At 69.5% G+C, this 26,500-nt stretch carries 23 protein-coding genes and 4 pseudogenes; 15 read left to right on the top strand and 12 right to left on the bottom strand.

The annotated features are described in order from the left end of the window. Together BMG07_RS16100 and htpG are read right to left on the bottom strand one after the other, a co-directional pair. Positions 1 to 427: hypothetical protein (locus BMG07_RS16100; protein WP_307866983.1), on the bottom strand; the 427-nt coding region annotated here is incomplete at its 3' end. Positions 428 to 444: 17 nt separating this feature from the next. Continuing rightward, a complete protein-coding gene (gene htpG / locus BMG07_RS16095; RefSeq protein WP_198085414.1) occupies positions 445 to 2,490 on the bottom strand; it encodes a molecular chaperone HtpG in 2,046 nt (681 codons plus the stop codon). A gap of 277 nt (positions 2,491 to 2,767) precedes the next feature. On the opposite strand from htpG, the gene BMG07_RS16090 reads away from it, so the two are divergent. The 7 genes from BMG07_RS16090 to BMG07_RS16060 all read left to right on the top strand — a co-directional run bounded on the left by BMG07_RS16090 (position 2,768) and on the right by BMG07_RS16060 (position 9,013). After that, positions 2,768 to 5,077: a hypothetical protein gene (locus BMG07_RS16090; protein ID WP_374221286.1), complete on the top strand. Its 2,310-nt coding sequence runs from the start codon at positions 2,768 to 2,770 to the stop codon at positions 5,075 to 5,077. A gap of 52 nt (positions 5,078 to 5,129) precedes the next feature. After that, positions 5,130 to 5,741 carry a hypothetical protein gene (locus tag BMG07_RS16085; protein WP_198085412.1) on the top strand — a complete coding sequence of 204 codons (612 nt, stop codon included), beginning with the start codon at positions 5,130 to 5,132 and terminating at the stop codon, positions 5,739 to 5,741. A 38-nt stretch (positions 5,742 to 5,779) separates the two neighbouring features. Further along, positions 5,780 to 6,406, top strand: a complete 627-nt coding sequence (locus BMG07_RS16080; protein ID WP_198085420.1) for a hypothetical protein — start codon at positions 5,780 to 5,782, stop codon at positions 6,404 to 6,406. A gap of 147 nt (positions 6,407 to 6,553) precedes the next feature. Continuing rightward, the gene (locus BMG07_RS16075; RefSeq protein ID WP_269759037.1) at positions 6,554 to 6,898 is read left to right on the top strand and encodes a hypothetical protein; all 345 of its coding nucleotides are present in this window, start codon (positions 6,554 to 6,556) and stop codon (positions 6,896 to 6,898) included. Continuing rightward, complete coding sequence (locus BMG07_RS16070) at positions 6,895 to 7,734, top strand: hypothetical protein (protein ID WP_198085411.1); 840 nt, start codon at positions 6,895 to 6,897, stop codon at positions 7,732 to 7,734. The genes BMG07_RS16075 and BMG07_RS16070 overlap by 4 nt, the downstream gene beginning before the upstream one ends. Then, positions 7,731 to 8,390 carry a hypothetical protein gene (locus BMG07_RS16065; protein WP_307866982.1) on the top strand — a complete coding sequence of 220 codons (660 nt, stop codon included), beginning with the start codon at positions 7,731 to 7,733 and terminating at the stop codon, positions 8,388 to 8,390. The genes BMG07_RS16070 and BMG07_RS16065 overlap by 4 nt, the downstream gene beginning before the upstream one ends. Before the next feature lie 113 nt (positions 8,391 to 8,503). Beyond that, positions 8,504 to 9,013 (top strand): DUF3761 domain-containing protein, encoded by a 510-nt coding sequence (locus tag BMG07_RS16060; protein ID WP_198085410.1) that lies wholly within the window; start codon positions 8,504 to 8,506, stop codon positions 9,011 to 9,013. 19 nt (positions 9,014 to 9,032) lie between these two features. Here the strand turns inward: BMG07_RS16060 and BMG07_RS16055 are convergent, their stop codons facing one another. Together BMG07_RS16055 and BMG07_RS16050 are read right to left on the bottom strand one after the other, a co-directional pair. Continuing rightward, complete coding sequence (locus tag BMG07_RS16055; protein WP_198085409.1) at positions 9,033 to 10,082, bottom strand: ABC transporter substrate-binding protein; 1,050 nt, start codon at positions 10,080 to 10,082, stop codon at positions 9,033 to 9,035. A gap of 68 nt (positions 10,083 to 10,150) precedes the next feature. Continuing rightward, a pseudogene (locus BMG07_RS16050) lies at positions 10,151 to 11,069 on the bottom strand (LysR family transcriptional regulator). Between the two features lie 98 nt (positions 11,070 to 11,167). Here BMG07_RS16050 and BMG07_RS16045 point away from each other — a divergent pair. Together BMG07_RS16045 and aqpZ are read left to right on the top strand one after the other, a co-directional pair. After that, positions 11,168 to 12,178: an NAD(P)-dependent alcohol dehydrogenase gene (locus tag BMG07_RS16045; protein ID WP_198085408.1), complete on the top strand. Its 1,011-nt coding sequence runs from the start codon at positions 11,168 to 11,170 to the stop codon at positions 12,176 to 12,178. Between the two features lie 200 nt (positions 12,179 to 12,378). Beyond that, positions 12,379 to 13,083, top strand: a complete 705-nt coding sequence (gene aqpZ, locus BMG07_RS16040; protein WP_198085407.1) for an aquaporin Z — start codon at positions 12,379 to 12,381, stop codon at positions 13,081 to 13,083. Between the two features lie 27 nt (positions 13,084 to 13,110). Here aqpZ and BMG07_RS16035 read toward each other — a convergent pair whose 3' ends face one another. From BMG07_RS16035 to BMG07_RS16015, 5 genes and pseudogenes are all read right to left on the bottom strand, one after another. Continuing rightward, positions 13,111 to 13,428 carry a hypothetical protein gene (locus BMG07_RS16035; protein ID WP_269759036.1) on the bottom strand — a complete coding sequence of 106 codons (318 nt, stop codon included), beginning with the start codon at positions 13,426 to 13,428 and terminating at the stop codon, positions 13,111 to 13,113. A 212-nt stretch (positions 13,429 to 13,640) separates the two neighbouring features. Next, complete coding sequence (locus BMG07_RS16030) at positions 13,641 to 15,017, bottom strand: HAMP domain-containing sensor histidine kinase (RefSeq protein WP_198085406.1); 1,377 nt, start codon at positions 15,015 to 15,017, stop codon at positions 13,641 to 13,643. Beyond that, positions 15,014 to 15,669 (bottom strand): annotated as a pseudogene (locus tag BMG07_RS16025) (response regulator). Before BMG07_RS16025 ends, BMG07_RS16030 begins: the two are co-directional and overlap by 4 nt. A 119-nt stretch (positions 15,670 to 15,788) precedes the next feature. After that, positions 15,789 to 16,913 carry a winged helix DNA-binding domain-containing protein gene (locus BMG07_RS16020; RefSeq protein WP_198085405.1) on the bottom strand — a complete coding sequence of 375 codons (1,125 nt, stop codon included), beginning with the start codon at positions 16,911 to 16,913 and terminating at the stop codon, positions 15,789 to 15,791. Next, positions 16,880 to 17,713: a pseudouridine synthase gene (locus BMG07_RS16015; protein WP_198085418.1), complete on the bottom strand. Its 834-nt coding sequence runs from the start codon at positions 17,711 to 17,713 to the stop codon at positions 16,880 to 16,882. The genes BMG07_RS16020 and BMG07_RS16015 overlap by 34 nt, the downstream gene beginning before the upstream one ends. 84 nt (positions 17,714 to 17,797) lie before the next feature. Here BMG07_RS16015 and BMG07_RS16010 point away from each other — a divergent pair, with 84 nt between their 5' ends. From BMG07_RS16010 to BMG07_RS15985, 6 genes and pseudogenes are all read left to right on the top strand, one after another. Beyond that, positions 17,798 to 18,877 carry a bifunctional nicotinamide-nucleotide adenylyltransferase/Nudix hydroxylase gene (locus tag BMG07_RS16010; RefSeq protein ID WP_307866981.1) on the top strand — a complete coding sequence of 360 codons (1,080 nt, stop codon included), beginning with the start codon at positions 17,798 to 17,800 and terminating at the stop codon, positions 18,875 to 18,877. A gap of 81 nt (positions 18,878 to 18,958) precedes the next feature. Further along, positions 18,959 to 20,403, top strand: a pseudogene (locus BMG07_RS16005) (nicotinate phosphoribosyltransferase). A gap of 380 nt (positions 20,404 to 20,783) precedes the next feature. After that, positions 20,784 to 21,932: a glycosyltransferase gene (locus tag BMG07_RS16000; protein ID WP_198085403.1), complete on the top strand. Its 1,149-nt coding sequence runs from the start codon at positions 20,784 to 20,786 to the stop codon at positions 21,930 to 21,932. A gap of 11 nt (positions 21,933 to 21,943) precedes the next feature. Next, positions 21,944 to 22,435, top strand: coding sequence for a hypothetical protein (locus BMG07_RS15995; protein ID WP_198085402.1), 492 nt, complete (start codon positions 21,944 to 21,946; stop codon positions 22,433 to 22,435). Positions 22,436 to 22,443: 8 nt separating this feature from the next. Beyond that, positions 22,444 to 22,980 (top strand): dual specificity protein phosphatase family protein, encoded by a 537-nt coding sequence (locus BMG07_RS15990; protein ID WP_198085401.1) that lies wholly within the window; start codon positions 22,444 to 22,446, stop codon positions 22,978 to 22,980. An 86-nt stretch (positions 22,981 to 23,066) separates the two neighbouring features. Then, positions 23,067 to 24,197: a zinc-binding dehydrogenase gene (locus BMG07_RS15985; RefSeq protein ID WP_198085400.1), complete on the top strand. Its 1,131-nt coding sequence runs from the start codon at positions 23,067 to 23,069 to the stop codon at positions 24,195 to 24,197. 326 nt (positions 24,198 to 24,523) lie between these two features. Here the strand turns inward: BMG07_RS15985 and BMG07_RS15980 are convergent, their stop codons facing one another. The 3 genes and pseudogenes from BMG07_RS15980 to kdpE all read right to left on the bottom strand — a co-directional run bounded on the left by BMG07_RS15980 (position 24,524) and on the right by kdpE (position 26,496). Then, a complete protein-coding gene (locus tag BMG07_RS15980; RefSeq protein ID WP_198085399.1) occupies positions 24,524 to 24,775 on the bottom strand; it encodes an FAD-dependent monooxygenase in 252 nt (83 codons plus the stop codon). A gap of 13 nt (positions 24,776 to 24,788) precedes the next feature. Then, positions 24,789 to 25,673, bottom strand: a complete 885-nt coding sequence (locus BMG07_RS15975) for an NAD(P)/FAD-dependent oxidoreductase (protein ID WP_198085398.1) — start codon at positions 25,671 to 25,673, stop codon at positions 24,789 to 24,791. A 122-nt stretch (positions 25,674 to 25,795) separates the two neighbouring features. After that, a pseudogene (gene kdpE, locus BMG07_RS15970) lies at positions 25,796 to 26,496 on the bottom strand (two-component system response regulator KdpE). Positions 26,497 to 26,500: the final 4 nt, after the last annotated feature.

The following is a 26,500-nucleotide window of genomic DNA, read 5'->3' as shown; positions in this document are numbered from 1 at the left end:
GCGCCGCCGGGGCGGCGGCCATCGGCTGGGTGACACCAGCCTTGGTGATCGTGACGGGCGCGGCGGAAGCAGCCGCCACGGGCTCCGCCGCGACCGCCGGAGCCGGAGCGGGCGTCGCCGCCCTCCCCGCCTTCGGGTCATGCAGCACCACGCCCTTGCCCACGCCCACGCCGCTGCCCACGGGCCCGATGCTGGCGCCCACGCCGGCACTGGCCGAGCCCGTGACCACGCCGCTGTTGTTCACGGCCACGCCGGCGCCGAGCGGGCCGAAGCCGGTGTTGAGCCCCGCCGAAAAGTTGCCGTCCTTCGTGGCGCCGAGCCCCAGCGAGAGCCCCGGCACCAGCGGAATGCCGATGCGGTAGTGCGAACAGCCGCCCACCATGAGGAGCCCCAGCGCCGCCGAAGCGAGCGCCGCGGTCCGAAGCACGGTGCGCGGCCGGGCGATCACACCAGCAGCGCGTTGACGCGCCTCACGTAGGCGGCCGGGTCGGCCGGCAGGCCGCCTTCGGCCAGCAGCGCCTGGTCGAACAGGATGTTGGCCAGGTCGTCGAAGTGCGACGAGCTTTCCAGCTTCTTCACCAGCGGATGCTCGGCGTTCACCTCGAGCACGGGCTTGAGCTCGGGCGCGGGCTGGCCGGCCTGCTTGAGCATGCGCGCGAGCTGCGTGCTCATGCCGCCGTCCTGCACCACGAGGCAGGCGGGCGAGTCGACCAGGCGCGTGGTCACGCGCACGTCCTCGGCCTTGTCCTTGAGCGCTTCCTTGAGCTTCTCGAGCATGGGCTTGAACGACTCGGCGGCTTCCTCGGCGGCCTTCTTCTCGTCTTCGTCCTGCAGCTTGCCCAGGTCGACCGCGCCCTTGGCCACGCTCTGCAGCGGCGTGCCGTCGAACTCGGTGAGGTAGTTCAGCGACCACTCGTCCACGCGGTCGGTCATGAGCAGCACTTCGATGCCCTTCTTCTTGAACACCTCGAGCTGCGGGCTGTTCTTGGCGGCGGCCAGGTTGTCGGCCGTGATGTAGTAGATGGCGTCCTGGCCGTCCTTCATGCGCGCCTTGTAGTCGGCGAAGCTCACGCTCACGCCGTCGGTGGTGCTCGAGGCAAAGCGCAGCAGCTTGGCGATGCGGTCGCGGTTGCCCATGTCCTCGCCCAGGCCTTCCTTCAGCACCGCGCCGAACTCGGCGTAGAACCTGGCGTACTTGCCCGATTCGTCGGCGGCGGTTGCTGCGGCTTCGGCGGCGGTGGGCGCGTTCTTGTCGACCACGTCGCTGACATCGTTCAGGGCCTCGGTCGGCTCCGGCGCCGGCACCGATTCGCCCGAGCCCACGTCGATCTTGCCTTCGCTGCTTTCAGGGCCGGTCTTCTGCTTCTTCGCCAGGTCTTCGAGCATCGACAGCACGCGCTTGGTGCTGCCTTCGCGGATGGCCTTCACGTCGCGGCTTTCCTGCAGCAACTCGCGGCTCACGTTCAGCGGCAGGTCGGCCGAGTCGATCACGCCCTTCACGAAGCGCAGGTAGCTGGGCAGCAGCGCCTCGGCGTCGTCCATGATGAACACGCGCTTGACGTACAGCTTCACGCCCGCGCTCTTGTCGCGGTTCCACAGGTCGAACGGCGCCTTGGCCGGGATGTAGAGCAGCTGCGTGTATTCGGTGCTGCCTTCCACGCGGTTGTGGCTCCAGGCGAGCGGGGCCTCGTAGTCGTGGCTGATGCTCTTGTAGAACTCTTCGTACTGCTCGGGCGTGATGTCCTTCTTGGGGCGGCTCCATAAGGCGTTGGCCTTGTTCACCGTTTCCCATTCGCCGGTCTTCACCATGTCGCCGGGCTGGTCGTTCTCGCCGTCTTTCCACTCTTCCTTTTCCATCAGGATGGGCAGGGAGATGTGGTCGGAGTACTTGCCGACGATCTGCTTGAGCTTCCAGGCGTTGAGGTATTCGTCGGCGTCGTCGCGCAGGTGCAGCGTGATGCTGGTGCCGCGCTCGGCGCGCGTGATGTCGGTCACCTCGAAGTCGCCGGCGCCGCCGCTGACCCAGCGCACGCCCTGGTCGGCGGGCAGGCCCGCGCGGCGCGATTCGACCGCGATGCTGTCGGCCACGATGAAGCCCGAGTAGAAGCCCACGCCGAACTGGCCGATGAGCTGCGCGTCGGCCTTCTGGTCGCCGCTGAGCTTGCTCATGAAGTCCTTGGTGCCGCTCTTGGCGATGGTGCCGAGGTTGTCGATGGCCTCCTGGCGCGACAGGCCGATGCCCTTGTCGGTGATGGTGATGGTGCGCGCGGCCTTGTCGAAGGACAGGCGCACGTCGAGCTCGGGCTGGTCTTCGTACAGCTCGGGATGGTCGAGCGCCTCGAAGCGCAGCTTGTCGCACGCGTCGGACGCGTTCGAGATCAGCTCGCGCAGGAAGATTTCCTTGTTGGAGTACAGCGCATGCGTCACGAGGTGCAGCAGTTGCGCGACTTCGGCCTGGAACGGGAGTTTGGTTTTGGAGGAATCAGCCATGGAAAAGGAAATATCGGATCGAAAAAATTCTAAGTCGGCATGACCGCCACGAGGTGACGACGCGCCAAGTTTCTCAGGTAAGGCGTGCGTGCCCTTTCACAACAGGCGCGCTGCCAAAGAGTGAGGCGCGTCACATTCTTAACGAAAGAACCGGCCTGCGCCCTCTGTGGCAAGACCCTTGATACACAAAAGGTTACCGTGGATGACACTTCTGAAATATCCTCCCATTCGATACTGAACAGGGCAGCGATGCTCCGGGAAACAGGGATGTCGTTTGATGATTCGAGTGACACTGCGGACTGCGGTCGATACCGCCGGAGCGCGCTGGCGCCCGACCGTCGCGCGTGCGTGGCTCGGTTGCGCAACCGCACTGCTCTGGCTGCCGCCGGCGCAGGCGCAGTCCACTTCCACCACCTCCCCCTCTTCCTCCCCTGCGCCCTCTTCCTCCGGCGGGACCGTGGCGGCTGACGCGCGCATCCAGCCCATGGACCGCGCCCAGGCGGAACAGGCGCGCCTGCGGGCGCTGGCCGCCGCCGCCCCCAAGGCCTACGAAGACCGCTTCATGACGGCGGACACCGACCCCGGCGGCAGCGCCGATGCAACGCCCGAGCCCGAGCAGCCGCAGGGCTTTCGCGCCTGGCTGGTGGAAAGCCGCATCGGCTTCGGCACGGCGTCGGCCACCGGCTTCGGCCGCCAGCATGCGGCCGAGTTCGGCCAGCGCTTCGAATACCGCCGCGAGACGCTCAACTACGGCGAGTTCGTGCTGCAGGCCGACGGGCGCCACCTGAGCGGCAACAACGGCGTGGACGGCGGCAGCATCGGCGCGCTGGGCTACGCGCGCGAGCCCACCAGCGGGCGCTTCACGCTGCGCAACCTGGGCTTTCCCCTGACCACGCAGACCTTCGCGGACAGCGCCGTGGGCGACATCTACAGCGAGCTGACCGACGGCCTGAGCCGCAACTACCGCCTCTCGCTGGGCTCGAGCACGGTGCGCGGGGTCTCGGCGCGCATCTTCAATTCCGACCTCGACCTGCGCGCGGGCTTCGGCCAGCGCGGCAACATGGCCGGCGGCCCCTACCCCGGCTTCGAGAAGAGCCAAGGCTCGCTGGGCTGGCTCGGGCTGACGCAGCGCCTGGGCGAGGGGTGGTTCACCGCGCTGCAGGTCGACCAGGCGCGCGACATTCCGGCCTATTACATCGACCCGCTCTCGGCGCTGGGCTTCGGCCAGAAGAACGTCACGAGCTGGGCCGCCTCGCTGGGCCATGGCCGCGAGGTGGTGCGCGACGGCGACCTGAAGGCGCGCGTCACGCTGGTGGGCAGCCACGTCGACTCGCCGACGGCGGGCGTGCCCACGGGCGGCTCGCAGGGCCTGTTCCTGGAGGCCAGCGCGCGCACCGGGCTCTACCGGCACGAGTTCGGCGTGTACACGGCGCGGCCCAACCTGCACTTCGGCGACTACGCGCTGGCCACCGGCACCGGCGGCGCCTACTGGCGCGTGGACCGCAGCACGAGCCGCATGAGCTGGGGCGCGGGCGTCGACCAGGAGCGCGCGCAGCCCGACGCGAGCTTTCACCTGGCGGGCTATTCGCGCGTGGGCGCGAACGGCAACTTCCAGTACCTGTTCGACCGCGACACCTCGGTGGGCGGCAGCCTGAACGTGTACCGCACGCGCTACGACCGGGGCACGGCCCCCCTCGCGGCCGCCAGCGCGGCCCTGGCGTCCGACGCGCGCAGCCTCTACGGCAACGCCTTCTACCAGGCGCGCTTCTTCGACTGGCCGCGCAGCCGCTTCACGCTGACGGTGCGGCGCAACGAGCTGCTCGTGCGCAACGACCCGGCCGCCACCGGCCAGGAGCTGCAGTGGGAGCAGGACTGGATCGGCGGGCGCTCGGGAACGACGCGCACCGAGTTCACCTCCACCCTGGGCTACGCGCGCGACCGCAGCGGCGGCATCGCGCGCAACTACCCCACGGCCGGCGTGCAGTTCCGCCACGGCTTCGACAACGGCCTGCAGGTGAGCGGCAACCTGCGCTACACCTCGCAAAGCGGCGGCCTGTACACCAGCCGGGGCCTGTCGGGCTCGGTCACGGCCGAGAAGGAGCTGGCGCCGGGCTGGCGCCTGGGCTTCGCGGCCAGCTTCAACCAGGCGCGCGCGGCGATGGTGCCGAGCGCGTTCCCCGGCACCAACCTTTATCGCAGTCAAGAGAAGACCGCGTACGTCTACCTGCGCTGGGAAGGCAGCGCCGGCACGGCCTACCGGGCCGCCGGCATGCGCGGCGGCGGCGCGGGCGGCGGCAGCGTGTCGGGCCACGTGTTCTTCGATGCCAACCGCGACGGCCAGCAGCAGGCCGGCGAAGGCGGCGCGGCCGGCATCGAGGTGCTGCTGGACGGGCGCTACCGCGCCGTCACCGACCGCGACGGCCGCTTCGAGTTTCCGCTGGTCACCACCGGCCGCCACCAGCTGACGCTCATGCTGGACAGCGTGCCGCTGCCCTGGGGCGCGGCCAGCGACAGCGGCATGAGTGTCGATGTCCCCCTGCGTGGCCAGGCCACCGCCGAGATCCCCGTGGTCAAGGTGGGCGAATGAGCGACGCCTTTCATCCGGTTTGTTCCACCCGCGTTCATCACTAGGAGACTTCATGACCCGTAGAACCCTCGCCCCACGCCTGCTCGCCGTATCGCTCGCCACCCTCGCCCTGGCATTGGCCGGCGGCGCCGCCATGGCCGAGAGCCAGTACGGCTCGGGCACGGGCACGATCACCGCGCAGGCCAAGGTCAACCTGAGCGTGACGGTGCCCAAGCTCATCCTGCTGCGGGTGGGGTCGACCAACACCACGGTGGACACGGTCGCATGGACCTCCGGCCTCAGCATTCCCGCCGTGCCCACCACGCCGCTGGCCGGCGTCAACAACACCAACGTCGACTGGAGCGGCGCGGCCCCGGTCGTCACGCCCACCGCGACGGGCAACACGCTCACCGTGTACGCATGGACCAACGCGGGCGCGGGCACCATCAATTGCGCCGTCGGCGCATGGAACGCCATCGGCGGCCCGGCCAACGCGGACTTCACCGTCACGACGACGGGCACGCTGCCGCACCCGGGCGCCAATCTCGGGGCTTGCGCCTCGACCACGTTCACGTCGAACACGGTGGCCACCGGCACCTGGGCCTATGCGCTGGGCGGCGCGCCGGCCTCATGGGTCGCGAACACCTACACCAACACCATCACCTACACGGCCCAGGGCATCTGATGCGCGGCGGGTCGCGGAACCGGTGGTACCGCGCCGCGATGACGGCGGCGACGGCGGCGGCGGCGCTGGCGGCCTGCGCCGCGCTGCCCGCGCACGCCGTCATCACCATCGTGACCGACACGGGCAGCTCCTACGGGCTGACCTTGCGCGTCGGCTCGCCCGGCACCACGGTCGACACCGTGGCCTTCAGCGTCACGGGCGCCAACGCCGGCCTCACGCCCACGGCGGTGACCGGCTCCCCGTCGATCACGGTCTGGGTCACGCCGGTGCGGCCCGTCTCCACCAACAACACCATCGCGCGCCCGGTGACGCTGCGCGTGGATTCGGCCGTGGCGCTGGCCTGCCAGTCGGGCGGCTGCGGCTCGGCGACCATTCCCTTCAGCAAGATCAGCTGGACGGCCTCGGGCAACGACAACGCCGCGTCGGGCGACATCCAGAACGGCAGCTTCGACGGCAGCGCCAACCAGACGATCGCAAGCTACAACGCCAACGCCTCCTTCTGCGTCGGGCTGCTGGGCCTGCCGTGCGTGCTGGGCGTCGGCACCTGGACCTACCAGTCGCGGCAGCTGGCGTCCACGACGCTGCTGTTCTCCTACGCCAACGACACCGTCTACCCGGGCGGCACCTACACGGGCACCGTGCGCTTCACGGCGTCGATGGAATGAGCGCGCGGCGCCTACGCCCACGTCTGCGCGCGCTGGCCTGCGCGCTGTGCCTCGGCACGGCCGCGGCGGCGTGGGCGCAGGTCGCGCGCTGGACGACTCGGCCTCGCCGCGCGCGCAGGTGCGCGGCGCTTCAGCAGCGCCCAGGGCATGGACGGCAACCTGCTGGTGCTGCCCTTCGGACGCATCGAGTACCGCCTGGCCACCAGCCCCTACGTCGGGCGGCGCGCGCGCATCTTCTACGTGATCCCGCCGGCCATCGTGGGGCTGCGCTCGCCGGCCGGCCTGCGCATCGACTGGCGCGGCAGCGGCGCCTTCGCCGGCGGCTCGGGCCGCCCCGGCAACCGCGTGCAGGTATGGAACGGCGTGGTGCAGACGCCGTGGATGAACGAAACCTTCGACCTGACGCTGCGCGTCGATCCGCGCGAGCTGCGCATGCCCGCGGGTTCCGCGCTGAGCTTCGAGTCGACCTTCGAGATCGAGACCTTGCCATGAACGACACCTTCGAGTCCCTTCGCGCCGCGCGCCGCGCGCTGCTCGCCGCCTTGTCGGTGCTGCTGGCCATGGCCGCGGCCGGCGTCGCCGCCGCGCCGTTCGAGGTGGCGGTCATGCCCTCGCGCTTCGAGCTCGCGGGCAAGGCCGGCACGCGCATCGGGCAGTCGCTGGACATCCACAACCTGGCGCCGGTGGCGACCGAGGTGGCGATACGCACCATCGACTGGAGCTATTCGCCGGAGGGCAACATCGGCTACCACGACGAGCTGATGCCCGGCAGTTGCCGGCCCTGGGTCATGCTGGAGCGGCGCACGCTCTCGGTGCCGGCGCGCAGCAAGAAGTCGTTCCGCTTCCAGGTCGAGCCGCCCGCCGACGCGCCGCGCGGCGAGTGCCGCTTCATGATCGCCATCGAGGGCACCGAGCCGGCGCAGCAGACCGTCATCCGCAGCGGCGGCGCGAGCCTGAACCTGCCGGTCACGGGGCGCATCGCGGTGGCGGTGTACGTGCTGCTCAACGGCGCCGAGCCCAAGCTGGAGATCCGGCAGATCGCCAGCGGCGACGCCGAGGGCGCGCGGCGCTCGCTGATCACCGTGGTCAACACGGGCGACGCGCACGGGCGGCTCGAAGGCAGCCTGGACGCCACCGACAGCAAGGGCCGCGCGTTCGAGCTGGTGCCCGAGGGCACGCCGGTACTGCCCGGCCAGACCCGCACGCTGGCGCTCGTGCCCAAGAGCGACGGCGGGCAGCCCGCGCAGCCGCCCGTGTATCCGGTGAAGGCCAGCGGCACGCTCGACTGGGACAAGGGCAGCTTCAAGGTGGACGTGGAGCTGAAGTGAAGCCCCGCAAGGCATGCCATCGCGACGGCGGCGCCGTCGTGGTGGCATGCCTGCTGGCCGTGGCCACGGCCCCCGTGCAGGCCGCCAGCGCCACCGCGGGCCCGAGCAGCAACGTGCCGCTGGTGACGGGGCCGGTGTCGCTCAACTTCACGCTCGCCATCGACAAGTTCATCTTCTTTCGCATCGGCGACGGCGCCTGGCCCATGCCGGGCGGCACCACCAGCGGCGTGAGCTTCCTGGTGGCGCCGACGATTCCCGGCGGGCCCACCACGCCGACGGCCGGCAACAACAAGCCGGTGAACTGGAGCGGCGCCGCGCCGGTGCTGGGCGTCACGCCGAGCAACAACGCCCTGGCCGTCGAGGTGCGCAGCAACGCCGGCAAGATCGGCCTGCACGCCACGGTGACGACACCGCTCACGAGCACGGTGGGCACCATCCCGATGTCGGAGATCACGATCAGCTCGAGCGACACCAACCTGCCCGCGCCGGTGATTCCCAACACAGGCAGCGGCGCCACGGTCAACGTGGCCTCCACCGATTCCACCGGCCTCGTCACCATGCGCACCGCGACCTGGACCTTCCAGTACGCCAACCTGGCCAGCCGCACGGCCGGCACGTACAGCGGCGTCGTCACCTTCACGGCCAGCTCGCCCTGAATGCCCTGAATGCCCTGAATACCCTGATGCCGGCGCTCCCGCGCAAGTCAGGTGGCGCTGGGATTGATCCCCAAAGCTTGCAAGCTGCCCTTCCACCCTCTCAGGAGCTTTGCATGAACAACAAGAACCCCGCAGCGCTGTGGATCGCCGCCTGCCTCGGCCTCGCCGCCTTCGCCGCACAGGCGCAGGTGCCCGCGGATGCGCCGGCCGGCACCACCGTGCAATGCAAGGACGGCAGCTACGCCTCGCCCGACACCAAGTCCGGCGCCTGCCGTGGCCACAAGGGCATCAAGACCTGGTTCGGCAAGGGCGCCGCGGCTGCGCCCGCCGCGCCGGCCGCGGCGACGGCACCCGCCGTGGAAACCCAGTCGGCCAGCGTCGACAAGACCGGCGTGGCGCCGAGCACCGGCACGGCCACGCGCACGCCCGGCGCCCCCGACCTCACGAAGATGGCAGCCGCGCCCGGCGGCGGCGCCGGCAAGGTGTGGGCCAACGACGAGACCAAGGTCTACCACTGCATGGGCGACCGCTACTACGGCAAGACCAAGAAGGGCGAGTACCTGAGCGAGGCCGATGCCAAGGCCAAGGGCATGCACGCCTCGCACAACAAGGCGTGCTCCTGAACCGGGCTGAGCCGAATGATCAGCGCGGCTGCGACTCGACCTCGCGCGTCCAGCGGTCGATGAGCCGCTTGCGCTCGGCCGCCTTGCCGTACTTCTCGAAGTCGTACTTGATGAGCTTCACGTCGGCCATCGACGGAATGCGCGGGTCGGGCTTGAAGGTCTTGTTGGCCGGCGACTGCAGGCTGCCCGCCGTGCCGCCGATGGCCTGGCCCGCGGGGCTCATGAGCCAGTCGTAATAGCGCCTGGCGTTCTCCTTGTTGCGCGCGCCCTTCACGAGGGCGATGCCGCCGACCTCGTAGCCGGTGCCCTCGCAGGGCGCGGCGGTCTTGACCGGGAATTTGTCATACCGCCAGCGCTCGAAGCCGAAGATGAAGCTCACGCCGATGGCCACCTCGCCCTTGGCCACGTTGGGCGCCTGCGCCTGGCCGCTGCGGGTGTAGCTGGTCACGTTGCGGTGCAGCTTCTTCAGGTAGTCGAAGGCCGCGTCCTCGCCCATCTGCTGCACCAGGCCCGCGATGATGGTGTAGGCCGTGCCGCTGGAGGCCGGGTGCGAGATTTCGATCTCGCCCTTGTATTCGGGCTTGACCAGGTCGGCCCAGCACCTGGGCTCGTGCAGCTTCTTTTTCTTCAGCAGGTCGGTGTTGAAGCCGAAGCCGATGGCGCTCGTGTAGAAGCCGCCCACCATGTTCTGCGACATCGCGTACTGCCGCACCGACCAGTCGTACAGGTCGTTGATGTAGGCCGGCCGGTAGGGCTCCAGCAGCCCCTGCTCGGCCGCCTGCAGGAACGGGTCGCCCGTGCCGCCCCACCAGATGTCGGTCTTGGGGTTGGCGGCTTCCGCGCGCAGCTGGGCGCCGATTTCGCCGGTGCCCTTGTGGGCCTGCTGCACCTTGATGCCGGTCTCGCGCGTGAAGGCCGCGGCAGCCGCCTCGCACCAGCCCGCATCGGTGCTGCACAGCGCGTTGACGGTGCCCTGCGCGGCGGCGCTCGGCGCGGCGAACAGGGCCGCGGCGGCAAGGCTCGCCAGGCCCAGGGGCGCGGCCAGGTGTCGGATGGCGAAAGGGGGCATGGGGCGGGTCTCCTCGTTGTTCGAAACCGCAGGATAGCGCCCGCATCGCGGGGCGGCGACGAGGGTTTTCAGCGCGCGGCCAGCAGCGGCGGCAGGTGTTCGGCCAGCCAGTCGACCACCACGCGCGTCTTCAGCGGCAGGTAGCGGCTGCGCGCGCGGATCACGTGCAGCGCGAAGCCGAAGGGCCGCGGCTCGTCGAACACGCGCACCAGCGTGCCGGCCGCGAGCGCATCGGCGGCCAGCCAGGCCGGCAGGCGCGCCAGGCCCATGCCGCCGATGGCGGCCTCGAGCAACACCTCGGCGCTGTCGCAGCGCAGGCGCGAGGGCAGCGTCACGTCGATCGTCCGCGCGGGGCCGCCGTCGTCGACATGGAAGCGCCACGTCGAGACCTGCCCGTCGCGCGCGTAGAACACCGCCTCGTGCGGCGCGACGAGCTCGCCTGCGCAGCGCGGATGCCCGCGCTCGGCCAGGTAGGCAGGCGCGGCGCACAGCACCATCACTGCGTGCCCACCTGCCGCGCGACAAGCTCGGCGGTGTCGGCCAACTCGCCGCTGCGGATGGCCAGGTCGAGCCCTTCTTCCACGAGGTCCACGCGCCGGTCGTTGAACGAGAGCTCGAGCGACAGCTGCGGGTGCCGCCGCGCCAAAGCCAGCAGCAGCGGCCCCACCTTCAGCCGGCCCAGCATCGCGGGCATGCTCAGGCGCACCAGGCCCGAGGCGGTGCTGCGCGCCACGTCGCCACGGCCTCGGCCGCCTCGAGCTCGGCCAGCACGCGGCGGCAGCGCTCGTAGTAGCCGTGGCCTTCCTCGGTGAGGCTTTGGCTGCGCGTGGTGCGCAGGAAGAGCCGCGTGTTCAGCCGCGCCTCGAGCCGCGCGATGCTCTTGGCCACCGCCGAGCGCGTGACGTGCAGGCGCTGCGCGGCCAGCGCGAAGCTGCCCGCCTCCACCGCCGCGACGAATTCCTCGATACCCTGCAGACGTTGGCCCATTGGAGACTTTCAAGCACCAGTAAGGCGAAAATTATCCGCCACCGGGTACACGGCATCCTCAATAGCATGACGACTCCCTTTTTCCCTGGAGTCCTCTCATGCAAGAAGCTCGAACGCTGCGCCGCTGGCAATTGCCGGTGCTCGGCCGCGCGAACCTCGAACAGGCCGAAGCGCCGCTGCCCGCGCCGGGCGCGAACCAGATCCTGGTGCGGGTCGGCGCGGTGGCGCTCAACTACCGCGACCTGCTGATGGTGCAAGACGGCATGGGCATGCCGCTGGCGCTGCCCTTCACGCCCGGCTCCGACATGGCGGGCACCGTGGTGGCCGTCGGCGAGGGCGTGACACGCTTCGCGGTGGGCGAGCGCGTGATCAACACTTTCTGGGGCGGCTGGATCGACGGCCGCTGGCAGCCCGATGCCACGCTGCTCGGCGGCCCGGGGCCGGGCATGCTGGCCTCGCACGTGTGCATCGACGCGGCCTGGGCCGTGGCCGCGCCCGCCACGCTGAGCCTGGCCGAGGCCAGCACCCTGCCCTGCGCGGGCCTCACCGCCTGGTTCGCGCTGGTGGAGACCGGGGCGCTGCGCGCGGGCCAGACGGTACTGATCCACGGCACCGGCGGTGTCGCGCTGTTCGGCCTGCAGATCGCGCGGCTGCATGGCGCGCAGGCGATCGTGGTCACGGGCAGCGAAGAAAAACGCGCGCGGGTGCTCGCGCTCGGCGCCTCGCATGCGCTGGCGCGCGACAGCGACTGGCCCGCCGAAGTGCGCCGCCTCACGCACGGGCGCGGCGCGGACCATGTGCTCGAACTCGCGAGCGGCCCCAACCTCGACCGATCGCTGCAGGCGCTCGGGCAGGGCGGGCGCGTGTCGGTCATCGGCATGCTCGAAGGCGAAACGCTGAGCGCGTCGTTCTATGCCATGGTGCTGGGCCGCGCCGCGGTGCAGGGCATCGGCGTGGGCCACCGGCGCGCGCTCGAAGACCTGGTGCGCGCCATCGACGTGAATGCGCTCGAGCCGGTGATCGCGGCGCGCTATGGCTTCGACGAAGTGCCGGCGGCGCTCGACCACCTCGCGCGCGGGCCCTTCGGAAAGATCGTCGTCACGTTCTGAAAATGTCGCTCTGGGAAACGTGACGGAATGCTCAGGTCGCGAGCGCCACCCTCTTGCGCGAATCTACAAAGTCACAGCAACCGTGAATAGGTTCCGATAGGCCGAAAGACATGCTGCGCACCCCCCCTTGTCGTTCCTAGAATCCGCCCCGCGCAAAGGCCGGGGGCCGGCGCAACTTCTCAACTTCAGGATGGAGCGTCATGGAACACAGTACCTACAAAAAATGGTCGGCCGAGTTCATTGGTACTTTCTGGCTCACGCTCGGAGGCTGCGGCAGCGCGGTCCTGGCCGCGGCCTTTCCAGGTACCGGCATCGGTTTTCTCGGGGTCGCGCTGGCCTTCGGCCTCACGGTCGTGACGGGGGCGTATGCGCTGGGCCCGATCTCGGGCGGGCACTTCAACCCGGCGGTGTCGATCGGCCTGGCGGCCGCGGGCCGTTTCAAGGTCTCGCAACTCGCGGGCTACATCGTGTCGCAGGTGCTCGGCGCCATCGCGGCGGCGGGCGTGCTGTACCTCATTGCCACGGGCAAGCCGGGCGCGGACATCGGCGGCTTCGCCACCAACGGCTACGGCGAGCACTCGCCCGGCAAGTACGGCCTCACGGCCGCGCTGGTCTGCGAAGTGGTGATGACGGCGGTGTTCCTGATCGTCATCCTCGGCGCCACCGCCAAGCGCGCGGCCGGCGGTTTCGCGGGGCTGGCGATCGGCCTGTGCCTCACGCTCATCCACCTGGTGTCGATCCCCGTGACCAACACCTCGGTGAACCCGGCACGCAGCACGGGCCCGGCCCTGTTCGGGCCGTCCTATGCGGTGTCGGAGCTGTGGTTGTTCTGGGTGGCGCCCATCGCGGGCGCCATCCTCGGCGCGCTGATCTACCGCGCCCTGCTCAGCGGCAACGACGACTGAGAAAGACTCAGCTGCCGCTGCCCGACTTCACCATCGGCAGCGAAGTCGATTGCCCGATCGGCTCGGTGCGGTCGGGTGCGAGGCCGCATAGGCGCCGGCCTGGATGTCGGCCACCGGCATCGTCGAGCTCATCGCGGGTGCGCTGGTCGACTGGCCGATGGGTTCGGTACCGGTCGGGCGGGCAGCCGCCATGGCGCCGGCCTGGACTTCAGGCTTTTCAGGCGAGTTCATCTGCAGCGGATGAAAGTCCGAGCCGTCGGTGGTCTCGGCCGATGCAGCGACAGTGCCCAGCGCCGCGAGCGCAGCAAAGGAACCGACGGCGAGAAGCTTGAAGGAAATGCGCATGGTGTTTTCTCCTGGGTACAGGTCGTCTCCGGCCTCGAGCCATCGCGCGAACTGCGCGTGGCAGGGCCTGAATGCACTCTAGGCACGCCGACTGAGATGAAGGTGAGTGAAGACTGAGGCACGGGTGAGCGAAGACTTAGGCGCAGGTGAGTGCAGCCTTCGTGCCTTGATGCTTTGGTTCACTCGCGGGCCGAACGACCCGCAACGACCGCTCAGGACGCCGCAGGCAGGTGCACCCGCGCCATCAACCCCAGCCCGTCGGTGCGATTGCGCAGCTCGATGCGCAGGCCGTTGCGCTCCGCCGCCGTGCGCGCAATGGCCAGCCCCAGCCCGCTGCCGCCCGCCGCCGAACCCGGCACGCGAAAGAAGCGGTCGAACACGCGGGCGATCTCGGCCTGCGGAATGCCGGGGCCGTTGTCGAGCACGTCGACCACCATGTGGCCGTCGACACGGTGCAGCCGCACGTCGACCACGCCGCCCTCGGGCGCATAGCGCAGCGCGTTGTCGATGAGGTTGTCGAACACGCTGCGCAGCTCGGCGGCCGGCGCGAACACCACCGCCGCGATGCCGCCCTCGAAGCCGATGTCCACGCGCCGCGCATCGGCCAGCACCATCAGCTGGCTCACGCTCTCGCGCAGCAGCACCTCGATGTCGACGCGCTCGCCCGCGGCGCTGCGTTGCGGCGCGTCCTGCCGCGACAAGTTGAGCAATTGCTCGATCAGGTGCTGGGCGCGCGTCACGCCGGCCTCGAGCTGGTTGAAGCGCTCGGTGGCTTCGCCGGCCGGCACGTGCGCGCGCAGGTTCTCGATCTGCAGGCCGATGGCGGCCATCGGCGTGCGCAGCTCGTGCGCCGCGTCCTGCACGAAGCGGCGCTGCGTGGCGAAGGCACTGCGCACGCGCGACAGCAGGTTGTTGAAGGCGCCCACCAGCGGCGCGATTTCTTCGGGCACGCGCGCCAGCGACAGCTCGGTGGGGCTGCGCTCGTCCTGCGAGGCCACGTCGCGCGCCACCGCGCGCAGCGAGCGCGAGGCCGCCGACACGATGATCCACAGGATAAGCAGCGCCAGCGGCAGCAGCAGCGTGATCGGCAGGCCTTCGAGCAGCGCGCGGCGCAGGGCGCGGCGGCGGCGGTAGTCCTCGTTCTGCAGCACCTGCACGCGCGGCTGGTCGGCGCGCTGGCCGGGCTCGGCGGTGAACACGCGCCAGCTCGACTGCGCATGCGCGCCCGTGTTCACGTCGTTGAAACCGGGGCTGGCCTGCAGCGGCACCGCCAGCACGGGCCACGAACTGGCGCGCAGCGTGTGGCCGTCGGCGCTCCAGATCTGCACGATGAAGGTGCCGCGCGAGAACGCGGCCTCGCCGTCCATGGGACGCGGCGTCTTCATCGGGTCGCTGCCCGCGTACGACTCGGCCACCAGGCGCATCTGCTCGTCCATCGAGTTGTGCACGAGGTTGCCGTAGGCCACGAAAGAGAACCACGCCGTGAGCACCGCCGCACCCAGGTGCAGCGTGATGAGCCACAGCAGCAGTTGCGTGCGCAGCGAGTGCGGCCGCCACCAGCGGCCGCCGCTGCGCGCCACCCCGGTCATGCCGCCACGCGCCAGCCCAGGCCGCGGACGTGCGGATGGAGTCGGCGCCCAGCTTGCGGCGCATGCCGTGGATCAGCACGTCGATGGCGTTGCTGGTGACTTCCTCGCCCCAGCCGTAGATGCGGTTCTCGAGCTGCTCGCGCGAGAGGATGGCGCCGGGCCGCTCCAGCAGCGCGTGCAAGAGCGCGAACTCGCGCGCGGTGAGCGCCTCGCGTTCGCCGTTGACCAGCACCTCGCGCGTGGTGAGGTCCAGCTGCAGCGTGCCGCTGCCGACCAGCGAATGCGCCGCGCCGTCGCGGCGCCGCACGATGGCCCGCATGCGCGCGAGCAGCTCGCGGAATTCGAAGGGCTTGAGCAGGTAGTCGTCGGCGCCCAGGTCGAGGCTGTGGATGCGGTCGTCCAGGCCGTCGCGCGCGGTGAGCACCAGCACCGGCGTGGCGTCGCCGCGTTCGCGGGCTCGCCGCAGCACCTCGGTGCCGTCCTGCTTGGGCAGGCCCAGGTCGAGCAGCACGCAGGTGTAGCCGCCGTCGCCCAGGGCGCTTTGCGCCAGCTCGCCGTCGCGCACCCAGTCCGCGGACCAGCCCGCGCCCTCGAGCGCCTGCTTGAGGCTGCGCCCGATCATTTCGTCATCTTCCACCAGCAGAACGCGCATCGCGGCGACTCCTTCGGCCGCAAGGTAGCACGCGATCGGGATGACCGGAAGTGCCTGCGCCGGGCGCAGCGTAGGGGCGAATACTTAGTGGACGCTTATGCGCCTGTCGCGCCGCGGGGTCATGGCAGGCGCACGGCATGGCTTTCGCCCTCGCCGTCCGACGCGAAGGCCAGCAGCCGCAAGGCTTCTTCCTCGACGCCGAGGCGCTCGGCCTTCGACCAGCGCGTGAAGGGTTCCAGCGCCACGGTGGCCGCGCGCTTGTCCCGCTCGACCTTCCAGGTGCCGGCCACGAAGCCGTCGAGCAGCACCGTGCCGCGCACGATGCCGTTGGCGGTGAACACGCGGGGCTTGTGTGCTTCGCTCAGCACGCGGGTGCGGTCGGCGTGCGCGAGCAGCAGGTTGTCCCACTCGGCGACGAGGCGCGGCGGCGCGGGGGTGTCGGGGTCGGGGCGGGGTGCGCGGGGCAGGTCGAACAGCTCTTCGCCCTGCGCGCCGGCGAACACGCGCAGTTGCGGCCGCAGGCGCTCGGCTACGGCCTTCCAGCCCGTGAGGCCCGACCACGCACCGGCATCGGCCAGCGTGGCAGGGCCGAAGGCGGCGAGGTAGCGCAGCAGCAGGTCGTCTTGCGTGGCCGGAGCCGGAGGAGGCTCCCCGGTGTCGGCCAGCCAGTCGCCCAGGGGCTGCAGCACCGCGTTCTGGTGCGAGTTCCAGCTGCCGGCGGGCGGCAGGTGCGCCAGCGGCAGGTTGTTGCGGATCAGCGCGGCCAGCGATGCGGGCTCGCGCCCCTGCCATTGCAGTGCCAGCGCCTGCCCCAGTTCCGTGCCGGTGCGGGGACGCTCGCCGAGCAGGGCCTTTCCCGCCGCGACCACGGCCGCGCGGTCGAGGCCGTCGAGCGCGCGCTTGTGGTTGCCCAGCAGCCCGCGCTGGTGCACGGGCTCGAGCAGCGGACGCCAGGCCAGCGCGTCGGCGGCGGTCATGAGGTGCAGGGTGGAGCGCAGCGTCGACAGGCGCACGATGCGGCGCTTGCGCATCGCCTCGGTCAGCTGGTCGCGCCCGAAGCCTTCGAGCCGGCTCCACAGGCCGATGTACGGCGGGTTCGGCGCCTGCGCCTGCAGGCCGGCCAGCCGCTCGACGGCCTGCACGACCGACAGCTTGCGGCGTTCGAGCAGCAGCTGCCGCGCCAGGGTGGCGCGGTTCAGCGCGCGCAGGCTCAGAACTTCTCGTGCGGCCCGAGGTAGCGCCATTGCCCCACCGGCAGGTTGCCCAGCATCACCTTGCCGATGCGCACGCGCTTCAGGCCCACCACCTTCAGGCCGACCAGCTCGCACATGCGGCGGATCTGCCGCTTCTTGCCTTCGGTGAGCACGAAGCGCAGCTGCTCGGGGTTCTGCCACTCGACCCGCGCCGGCTTCAGCGCCTGGCCATCGAGGCTCAGGCCGTGGCGCAGCCGGGCCAGCATGGCCGGCGGGAACACCGCCTGCACGTTGCTGGTGACGGGGTCGTCGTCGTCCATGCGAATCAGCTGGCCGGTGGGCGCGGGCTGGCCCAGGCCGTGGTAGGCCACGCGCACCAGGTATTCCTTTTCCATCACCGAGTCTTCGCCGATGAGCTGGCGCGCGACGCGCCCGTCCTGCGTCATGACCAGCAGGCCGATGGAGTCGATGTCGAGCCGGCCGCACGGCGCCAGGCCGCGTAGCTGCTGCGGGCTGAAGAAGAAGCGCGCGTTGTCGTCGGCCCAGCGGTTCTGCGGCGTGAACAGCGTGACCGCCGGCTCGTGGCCGTCTTCGGCCTGGCCGCTCACGAAGCCGATGGGCTTGTTGATGAGGATGGTGACCTGGTTGGCCTGCTGGCCCTTGGCTGCCTTGTCGATCTCGATGCGGTCGGACGGCGTGACCTTCACGCCCATCTCGGCCGGCTTGCCGTTGACCTTCACCCAGCCGTTGGCGATCCACTCGTCGGCTTCGCGGCGCGAGCACAGCTTGAGCTCGGCCATGCGCTTGTTCAGGCGCACGGGCGCGTTGGGGGAGGTAGAGGGCTCGGTCATCGGAAGGGGCTTGATCATGGGGCGGCACCGATGCTATCCTGAACCCAGCGCGAGTTGATCGCGCCATTTTTGGGGGATTCCCAAGTGAACACGCAAAACGCACGCAAGTACCAGTACGCCATCGTCATCGGGCGCTTCCAGCCCGTTCATTTCGGACACCAGCGACTCATCGAAGAAGGCCTTCGCGCCGCCGATCGGGTCATCGTGGTGGTCGGCTCCGACCGCAAGCCACGCAGCGTCAAGAACCCCTTCACCTTCGACGAACGCGAACGCATGGTGCGCGCCTGCCTGCGCGGCACCGAGCAGATGCGCGTGAGCGTCGTCGGCGTGGGCGACTCGCCCTACAACGACCAGATCTGGATCGCGTCGATCCAGTCGGCGGTCGAGCGGCTCATCGCGCAGGACGGCCATGCGCCCGCCAAGGCCAGGGTGGCGCTGGTGGGGCACCTGAAGGACGCGTCGAGCTACTACCTCAAGCTGTTCCCGCACTGGGAGTTCGCCGGCCAGAACAGCGTGGAGAGCCTGAACGCCACCGACGTGCGCAGCCTCTACTTCGACCCCGAGAACCGCGGCCAGCTGGCGCGCGCCGACCTGCCCGACGGCACGGCCGCGTTCCTCGACCAGTTCACCCGCACCGCCGACTACGCCGAGCTGTGCGAAGAGCGCGCCTTCCTGGTCGACTACCGCGACAAGTACCGCTACGCCGGCAGCGACTTTCCGCCGATCTACACCACGGTCGACGCCATCGTGGTCGAGGCCGGCCACATCCTGCTGGTGCGGCGCAAGTTCCACCCCGGCAAGGGCACGTGGGCGCTGCCCGGCGGCTTCGTCGGCCAGCACGAGCGGCTGCAGGACGCGGCCATCCGCGAGCTGAAGGAAGAAACCCGGCTCAAGGTGCCCGTGCCCGTGCTCAACGGCAGCATGAAGGCCAGCCATGTGTTCGACGCGCCCGACCGCTCGCAGCGCGGCCGCACCATCACGCACGGCTTCTTCTTCGAACTGGCGCACAACCAGTGGACCGGCCTGTCGGACGTGCGCGCCGACGACGACGCGGCCGAGGTGCGCTGGGTGCCGATTGCCGAGTTCCTCGACATGCAGGACCGCATCTACGAAGACCACTTCTTCATCGCGAACCATTTTCTGGGTGGCCTGGGCAAGAACTGAAAGACGACGGTCCAGGCTTTTTTGTCAGCAAGCAAGAACGGCCCCGGTTGACGGGTGCCACAGTGAAAGGAGCTTTCACACATGAACCGCAATCTCACCTCCTCGCCCCTGGGCAACAACCTGCTGCTGCGCACCGACTCGTACAAGGTGTCGCACTGGATGCAGTACCCGCCCGGCACGCAAACGGTGTACAGCTACATCGAGTCGCGCGGCGGCATCTTCAGCCACTCGCTGTTCTTCGGGTTGCAGGCTTACCTGCGCGAATACCTGCAGACGCCGGTGACGCGCGACGACGTCGAGGAAGCCGCTGCCCTCATGGCCGCGCACGGCGAGCCCTTCAACCGCGAAGGCTGGCTGCGGCTGATCGACAAGCACGGCGGGCTGATGCCGGTGCGCATCCGCGCGGTGCCCGAGGGCAGCGTGACGCCGGTGCACAACGTGCTGGCGACCATCGAGAACACCGACCCTGAGTTCTTCTGGATCACGAGCTTTCTGGAGACCGAGCTGCTGCGCGCGATCTGGTACCCGACCACGGTGGCCACGCTGTCGGCGGCGGCGCGCACCACGCTGCTGCGGTATCTCGAAGCGACCTGCGACGACCCGCAAGGGCAGATCGCCTTCAGGCTGCATGACTTCGGCGCGCGCGGGGTGTCGAGCCTCGAGTCGGCGGCGCTGGGCGGCATGGCGCACTTGGTCAACTTCATGGGCACCGACACGCTGGCCGCGCTGGTCGCCGCGCGCCGGTATTACGACTGCGACGTGGCGGGCTTCTCGATTCCCGCGGCCGAGCACAGCACGATCACGGGCTGGGGCCGCGAGCACGAGGCCGATGCCTACGGCAACATGATCGACCAGTTCGGCAAGCCGGGCGCGACGTTTGCGGTGGTGAGCGACAGCTACGACATCTTCACGCCTGCGCGCGCATCTGGGGTGGCGAACTGAAGGCGAAGGTGGTGGCGTCGGGCGCGACGCTGGTGGTGCGGCCGGACTCGGGCGACCCGGCGGAAACGACGCTGAAGGTGGCGCAAATTTTGGCCGACCGTTTCGGCACGACGACCAATGCCAAGGGTTTTCGGGTGCTGAACAATGTGCGCATCATCCAGGGCGACGGGGTGAATCTCGATTCGCTGCGGCTGTGCCTGTCGAACTTTTTCCACAATGGTTTCTCGACGGAAAACATTTCGTTCGGCATGGGCGGGGGGCTGTTGCAGCAGGTCAATCGCGACACGATGCAGTGGGCGATGAAGTGCTCGGCCATGCAGGTGAACGGCGAGTGGCGCGATGTCTACAAGTCGCCCGTAGGCGACGTGAGCAAGGCTTCGAAGAAGGGGCGGCTTGCATTGGTTCGCAATGCTCGAGGCGACATGCAGACCCTTCGCGAAGAAGCGCTTGCGGCGGGCCAAGTCGATGAGTTGCAGACGGTGTTCGAGAACGGGCGCATCGTTCAGAGCACGACTTTCGATGCCATTCGTGAGCGGGCTGCGGCGGGGGTGAATCAGTTCGTGACTTCTCGGGCGCCGCTCTGAAGGCGGGGTCGGGTTCTTTCGGGGCGGGTGCACAGGACACCGGGTACTCCCCTCCGCGAATGTCCCCCGGGGCTGCGCCCCTCCTCCTCCTTTATTTCGCTGCGGGGAGTACCCGATGCCCTGCGCACTAGGGCACGCTGCTGGCGCTCGCCGATCAACCAGGGCTCTGAGCGATCACGTCGATGGTGTGCTCTGCGCAGCGAAATAAAGGAGGAGGCCGAAGGCCGGGGGACATTCGCGGAGCAGAGCACACCGTCGGCGTGATCGTCGTCACAGATCCGCAGAGTGAGCCCTTTGTCACCGTGCAAGCCGTTGTCGAGGTGGCCCACAGAAGGCGGTGCCACATCGCATGGCCATAATCCGCGCAGATCTCCGAATTCATGACCAAACTCCTGATCCTCAGCGTGAGCGCCGGCAACGGCCACGTGCGTGCAGCACAGGCGCTTGCCGCCACCGCCCAGTCCCTCGCCCCGCCCTGCACGGCGGTCCACATCGATGCCATGGCCCACGTGGCCGGCGGCTTTCGGAAGGTCTACACCGACTGGTACATCCAGCTCGTGAACCGGGCACCCGAGCTGTGGTCTTACCTGCACCAACGCACGGACACCACGCCGCACCACGCCCCCTCGCAACGCCTGCGGCGCGGCATCGAGCGGCTGAGCACCGGGGCGCTGGTGAAGGAGATCCGGCGCGAGCAGCCCGATGCGGTGATCTGCACGCACTTTCTGCCGGCCGAACTGCTGATGCGCGAACGCAACCGGGGGCGCATCGACTATCCCGTGTGGCTGCAGATCACCGACTACGACCTGCACAACATGTGGCTGGTGCCGGGCATGGCGGGCTATCTTGCGGCGACCGAAGAGGTGGCGTTTCGCTTGCGGGCGCGCGGCATTCCGGCGGACCGTATCCATGTCACCGGCATTCCGGTGATGCCGGCGTTTTCCGAGCCCGACGTGCCTTCGCTGTCTCGCAACGCCTGCGCGGCCGAGCTGGGCCTCGACCCGTCGCGGCCCGTGTTGCTGATGGCTTCGGGCGGTGCGGGTGTGGGTGACCTGCCGAGCATGGTCGAGCGCGTGCTCGGCCTCGGCGGTGAAGGCAACTTCCAGGTGATCGCCGTCGCCGGCCGCAACGTCGAGGCACACGGCAAGCTCGAGGCGCTGGCCAAGCGCTACCCCGGCCGCGTGGTCGCGATCGGCTTCACCAACGAGATGCACAAGATGATGGCGGCGTCCGACCTCGTCGTCACCAAGCCGGGCGGGCTCACGGTGTCGGAGTGCCTGGCGCTGGGCAAGCCGATGCTGCTGATCTCGCCGATCCCGGGGCAGGAAGAACACAACGCCGGCTTCCTGATGGAAGAAGGCGCCGCGTGGCTGGCCTACGACGCGATCGGGCTCGACTACAAGGTCGCGCGGCTCATGGCCGACCCGGCCAAGCTCGCGAACATGGCCGCGCGCAGCCGCGCGCTCGGCAAGCCGCAGGCGGCGCGCGCGGTGCTGCAGCACGTGCTGTCGAAGCCTGTCGCCTCATGACCATGACGACGATGAATCGCGACCTCCAGGAAAAGACCGGCGTGGGCCGCACCATCGGCTACCTCGTGTGGGTGGCCGTCATGGCCTTCTTCTTCGCCAATGCGGAAATCCAGATCGAAGGCGGCGCGGGCTGGGCCACATCGCTGCCGACCTGGCGCATCGAAAACAGCATCTGGCTCGACCTCTTCTGGGGCGGCCGCGCCATGACGGGCTACCACGCGTGGGTGTTCACCTTCATGGCGCTGGTGTTCTTCTCGCCGCTGGCCTTCAACGGCCGCTGGACGTGGCGCAACGTCGGGCTCGCGGTGGCGGGGCTGATCGTGTTCTGGGTCTGCGAAGACTTCCTGTGGTTCCTCATCAACCCGGCCTTCGGCTGGGCGCGCTTCAACCCGGTCGATGCGTTCTGGCACAAGCACTGGCTGTGGGGCGCGCCGGTCGACTACTGGGGCGGCCTCGCGGTGGCGCTGCTGATCCTCACGGTGCGCCACTGGCGGCGCAGGTGACGAACCACATGACAGCCACCACCGACACGCGCCCCGGCCACTGGGCCGACCCGCTCGACGAGCTGCACGTCGAGAACCTGCACCGCATCACGCCCACGCTGTACCGCAGCGCGCAACCGCGACGCGCCAACATGGCGGCGCTGCAGTCGCTCGGCATCCACACGGTGGTGAGCCTGCGTTCGTTCAACGACGACAAGAAGGTGTTCGCCGGCACCGGCATCCGGCTGGTGCGCGTGCCGATCAACACCTGGTCCATCGACGACGCCAAGGTGCTGCGCGCGCTGGTGGCCATTCGCGAGGCCGAGAAGCACGGCCCGGTGCTCATTCACTGCATGCACGGCGCCGACCGCACCGGCGTGATCGCGGCGGTGTACCGCATGGCCGTGCAGCAATGGGACAAGGACAGCGCGCACCACGAGATGCTGCGCGGCGGCTACGGTTATCACACGCTGTGGCGCAACATTCCGCGCTACATCGAGCGGCTCGACCCCGCGAAGATGCGCCACGCGTTGGCGCATGCCCCCGTGATTCCCGTGGTGTCCTGAAGGCGCCAGCGGGTTTCAGGACCCGCTCCTATACTGGCCGCCCCGTGGCCGATGGCCATCTTCGAACCTCTTCAAAGGGCTCTTCCATGGCGCTGCAAATCCGCTCCCTCGTCCGTTCGAACGGCGAACTCGAACTCTCGCTGCACGACGACCCGATTCTCGAACCGCAGGCCCACGAGGTGGTGATCCGCGTCGAGGCGTCGCCGCTGAACCCGTCGGACCTGGGCCTGCTGTTCGGCGCCGCCGACATGAGCACCGCCAAGGCCTCGGGCACCGCCGAGCGCCCCGTCGTCACCGCCACCGTGCCCGAACGCGCGCGCCCTGCCATGGCCGCGCGGCTCGACCAGTCGATGCCGGTCGGCAACGAAGGCGCGGGCGTGGTGGTCAAGGCCGGCTCGTCGCCGGCCGCGCAAGCGCTGCTCGGCAAGACCGTGGCGGCCATCGGCGGCGCGATGTACTCGCAGTACCGCGCCGTGCCCGCCGCGATGTGCCTGGAGCTGCCGCCCGGCACCACCCCCGCCGAAGGCGCGTCGTGCTTCGTCAACCCGCTCACGTCGCTGAGCATGGTCGAGACGATGCGCATGGAAGGCCACAAGGCGCTGGTGCACACGGCGGCGGCGTCCAACCTGGGCCAGATGCTCAACAAGATCTGCCAGAAGGACGGCATCGCGCTCGTGAACATCGTGCGCAAGCAGGAGCAGGAAGACCTGCTGCGCGGGCTGGGCGCGAAGTACGTGTGCAACGCAAGCTCGCCCACCTTCCTCGAAGACCTGACGCAGGCGCTGGTCGAGACCGGCGCCACGCTGGCCTTCGACGCCACCGGCGGCGGCAAGCTCGCGGGGCAGATCCTGGGCTGCATGGAAGCGGCGCTGAACCGCACGGCCAAGGAATACAGCCGCTACGGCTCGACGACGCACAAGCAGGTCTACATCTACGGCGGCCTGGACCGCGGCCCGACGGAGTTCGTGCGCAACTTCGGCATGGCATGGGGCATGGGCGGATGGCTGCTGTTCCCGTTCCTGCAGAAGCTGGGCGATGCGGGCACGCAGCGCCTGCGCGCGCGCGTGGTCGCGGAATTGAAGACGACGTTCGCCAGCAAGTACACGCGCGAGGTGTCGCTGGTCGAAGCGCTGCAGCTCGATGCGATCGGGGTGTATGGGAAGCAGGCGACGGGGGAGAAGTTCTTGCTGAATCCGAACAAGGGGATTTCGGGCTGAGTTTGCGCTGTTGGGAGCGGTCTTCGGGGTGCGCCCACGCCGACGGTGTGCTCTGCTCCGCGAATGTCCCCCGGGGCTGCGCCCCTCCTCCTTTATTTCGCTGCGCAGAGCACACCATCAGCGTGAGCGTTTTCAGCGCACTGGTTGATCGGCTGAACACCAGCCGCGTGCCCACGTGCACAGGGCATCGGGTGTCTCCCGCAGCGAAATAAAGGAGGAGGCCGCAGGCCGGGGGACATTCGCGGAGGGGGACACCCGCTGTCCTGTGCACACGCCCCGAAGACGGCGCACAGACTGCCACCGCGACCCGGCAATTCCTTCGGTCGCTACGCAGCCACCGCACCGAACAACAGCGCCGCACCATCGTTCGACTGCTGAATGGCTTCACGCGCGAAGTCGCGCATCTGCGCTTCGTATTCCGCAACCGCCGCCACCACGGGCGTTCCCTTTGCGGCGGCAGCGCCGAGCTTCTCCGCGAGCATCGCCGCATCGTGCAGCGCCGTGTTCGCACCCAGCCCACCCGCCGGCTCATGACGTGAATGGCATCGCCGAGCACGGTCACGCCATCCGTTGGCCATGCGGGGGGCGCGTTCATCGTGCGGATCGGCAGCATCGCGACATCGGACGGCACCGCGCCTTCGAACAGTGCGCGGAAGCGGGATGCCAACCGGCGGTGTGGGACAACACGGTCGCATGCGCATGGCCGCGCGAGTGCGATGCGGGAACGTGCAAGCGGTCGTTCGGACCAATCACCGCCCAGTACAGATAGTCGCCGAGCGGCTGCCTGAACTTCATCGGATCGACGATGACCGCGAAGCGATCGGCGAACGCGACCGAAGTCTTCGTGTGGAACAGCGGCGCGATGCGCTCGGCAGCATCGGCCGTGAACAAGGCCTTGCCGTAGATGCAGGTCGAACCGGTGTCGACCGGCGCCACGCCGGGCAGCCGCAGCGCGCGCAGCGTGGAGTTGACGCCGTCGGCGGCCACGAGCACGTCACCTTCGACTGTACTGCCGTCGTCGAACTTCGCGCGCCACATGCCGCCGCGTTCACTGCGCTCATAGCCGACAAAGCCACGCCCGAAATGCACATGCGCCTCGATGCCGCGCAAGAGCACCTTGCGCATCGCCAGCCGGTCGGCGTTGAGGTCTTCGACACGGCCCACGGGTGCGTCGTCGCCGCCCGCGCGCTGCCACGATGCGACCCAGCGGTCGCTCACGGGTTCGAGGTCGGGGCCGATGAGGTTCACGCCGTTCACCGGGATCGCGCAGGTGTCGCGCAGCAGCGCATTCAGCGCGGGCGGCAGGCAGGCCGCGATGGCTTGCTGGCCGGTCTGGTCGATCTTGATGCGAAAGCCCTGCGGGCGGCTGTCGGGGGCGGCGTCGCGCTCGTAGACGTCGAAGGAAATGCCGCGACGCTGAAGGCCCTGGGCAAGGCACAGGCCGCCGAGGCCCGCGCCGATGATGACGATATGCAAATCTGCTCTCCTGTGGGGTCCGGGTGTTCGGACAGGAAGAGTGTTCGCCGGGTCGCGCCGAAACCGATAACGGCGCCTGGACTGAAAACAATGAAATCTGGCCACGTGCCGCAGGGACCGCGCTAGACCACCAGCCGATACCCCACGGCCGTCTCGGTCAGCAGGTGCCGGGGTTGCGCGGGGTCGGCCTCGAGCTTTTGCCGCAGGTGCCCCATGTAGATCCGCAGGTAGTGGCTCTGGTCGGTGTGCGACGGGCCCCACACCTCGCGCAGCAGCTGGCGCTGCGTGAGCACGCGGCCCGCGTTCGCGACCAGCACCGACAGCAGCCGGTATTCGGTGGGCGTCAGGTGCACCTCGACGCCGGCGCGCCGCACCAGCCGCGCGGCGCGGTCGAGTTCGATCTCGCCGAAGCGGAACAGTGCCTCGGCCGGCTCGTCGTTGCCGCCGCCGCCCGCCGCGCGGGGACGCCGCAGGTTGGCGCGCACGCGTGCCAGCAGTTCGCCGGTGCCGAAGGGCTTGGTGAGGTAGTCGTCGCGCCGGCGTCGAGCGCCGCGATCTTGTCGGCTTCGTCGGTGCGCGCCGACAGCACGATGATCGGCACGGCCGACCAGCCGCGCACGTCGCGAATCAGCGAAACGCCGTCGCCGTCGGGCAGCCCGAGGTCGAGCACCAGCAGGTCGGGCTGCCGCGTGCCCGCTGCCGCCAGCCCGTCGCGCACGGTGCCGGCCTCGTGCACCACCCAGCCCTCGGCCTCGAGCGCGCCGCGCACGAATCGGCGGATCTGCGGCTCGTCTTCGATCACGATGGCGGTGGGAGATGGCATGGGT

The sequence above is a fragment of the Variovorax sp. E3 genome (assembly GCF_016082275.1).
GTDB lineage: Bacteria > Pseudomonadota > Gammaproteobacteria > Burkholderiales > Burkholderiaceae_C > Variovorax.
This window is presented reverse-complemented; position numbering and strand designations above follow the sequence as displayed.